Genomic DNA, 2,066 nt, shown 5'->3' with positions numbered 1-2,066 from the left:
AGCAGCTCACCCCACACGTCAGCCAGTTGTGCCTGCAAAGGGTCTTGTATGCGACAGCGATTCATCCCGATGGGTATGGGTATTGGCATGGCCAGCAAGGCCTTGCGATCGATCTTGCCGTTATTCGAACGGGGCATGCATGCCAGTTCGCTCCAAGCGCTGGGCTGCATATGCACCGGCAACCACTGTCGAGCATGTTCCTTCAGGCTTGCCAGCGTAGCGCCAGATTCCGGCTGGGCGGCAAAGCCGATGACTCTGTGTGCCGTATCGATCACCACTGCCACTTGGCGAAACAAGCGACTATCGCGCAAGCACTGTTCAATATCCTGAGGCTGAACTCGAAACCCGCGGATCTTGACTTGCTCATCCCTGCGGCCGCCCAGTTCGATGCCCTCTTGCGTCCATTTTGCCAAGTCGCCGCTGCGATAAGCCTGTAGCACTTGGCCATTTGGCAGTGTCAGCGCCACGAACGGATTGTCGGCCCGCGAGAGTGTATTCGAATAACCCAGGCTTACTCCGGGACCGACAATGTACAAGTCGCCCATTACCTGTTCATCCACGGGCTGCAGGTTCTCGTCGAGAATCAGCACCTGGCTGTTAGCGATGGGGAGGCCGATATTGCGATGGCTGTCACCTCGTTGGAATACCCGATGGGTCGCCAACACAGTGGCCTCGGTCGGCCCAAAGAGGTTATGCAACTGGCATTGACCGGCCAGTTGTTCGATCACGCAGGGCTCGCAGAAATCACCTCCGGTCAGTAAATGAGTCATGCCCAACGGCTGATCCAGCGGCAGGATGCTGAGCAGTGCCGGTGGCACAAACCCATGAGTGACGCGTTGCTTGCGAATCAGTTCTACCAGTTGCTGAGGGTCGTGACGCTGGTCTGGGCTGGGCACAATCAACTCGGCGCCGGCGATCAATGCAGGGAAAATATCGATCAGTGAAGAATCGAAGCCCAGTGGCGAAAATTGCAGGACGCGACTGTGTTGATCCAACGCCACGCAACTGACGAGCCAGGCCGTGAAATGCGCCAGGTTGTATTGGCTCAGCAGTACCCCCTTGGGCTGGCCCGTCGTACCCGAGGTGAACAGTGCCACGCACGGCTCGTCGGCACGGGGGTGACGGTGCATCAGCGGTTGCGTCATGTCGGCGCTGTGCGCGGCCACCTGGCTCACATCAAGTGAAACGAAACGCTCTCGCAATGGGTGCTGGCCATTCTCCAGCAGCACACAGGCCTTGAGGCTGGTCAGCATGCAGTGCTGGCGTTGCTCCGGGTGGTCAGGCACCAGCGGCAAATACACGGCGCCACAGCCAAGCACCGCGAGAATACTGGCGTACAACTCGGCAGATTTCTCCAGGCATACGCCGACCACTTGTGGAGCCTCGGCATCCTCCAGCAAGGGAAGCAGGCGTTGTTGAATAGCCATGGCTTGTTGCTGGAGCTGCCGATAAGTCAGCGCATGACCGGCGATGTTCAGCACTGTTCGATGCGCGAAGGTATTGAGGCTGGCCTGCAGCCGTTCGATCATGGGCGTTCGGGCCGCGTGCAGTAAGGCAGGGGCCGCCGTGTGGTTGAACCGGTGCATGAAAGCCAAGGCATCCAGCTCTTGCAGGCCCTGTTCAGGCCAGGCGTTAGCAGCGGCCGTTGCCGAGAAATAAGCGGGGTCTCTTGAAAAACCGCAGACCAACAAAGCAGCCCACTCCACCACTGCATTCGTTGCCTGCTGACGCAACCGCTGCCCATTACCGCTGGGCTCCCGGGCAACGTCGTGCACCGTCAGCAGGCGCCGCTCCCGGTCGTAGCAGCGTAACTGTAATGAGGGCAGCCCGTGTTCGCAGAGCGGGCCGATACCCACGCGCAAGCTTAACCATGGCGCACTGGCGGGCGAGGGCGGCAGCGGCTGACTCCCGTCTTCAATAACCAGATCCACAGACCCCGTTCCTGCCACATGCCCATATTGCTCCAGCTCCTGCCTGAGCGCCGCCAGAGCGTTACCGGTACCACGCCACTCGATCTGCAAGCGCCTCATGCCAACCTCCTCGATACGGGCAGGTAGTCGCGCAGG

At 60.0% G+C, this 2,066-nt stretch carries 1 protein-coding gene; it reads right to left on the bottom strand.

Going from position 1 to position 2,066, the window contains the following annotated elements; genetic code table 11:
- Positions 1–2,030 (bottom strand): amino acid adenylation domain-containing protein (locus BKD70_RS22620; protein WP_139145799.1); only part of this gene is annotated, 2,030 nt, incomplete at its 3' end.
- Between the last annotated feature and the right edge of the window lie 36 nt (positions 2,031–2,066).

Source organism: Pseudomonas sp. BS-2016 (assembly GCF_001806145.1).
Taxonomy (GTDB): domain Bacteria; phylum Pseudomonadota; class Gammaproteobacteria; order Pseudomonadales; family Pseudomonadaceae; genus Aquipseudomonas; species Aquipseudomonas lundensis.
Note: the sequence above shows the minus strand (reverse complement) of the source record. Positions and strands in the feature narration are given on the sequence as shown.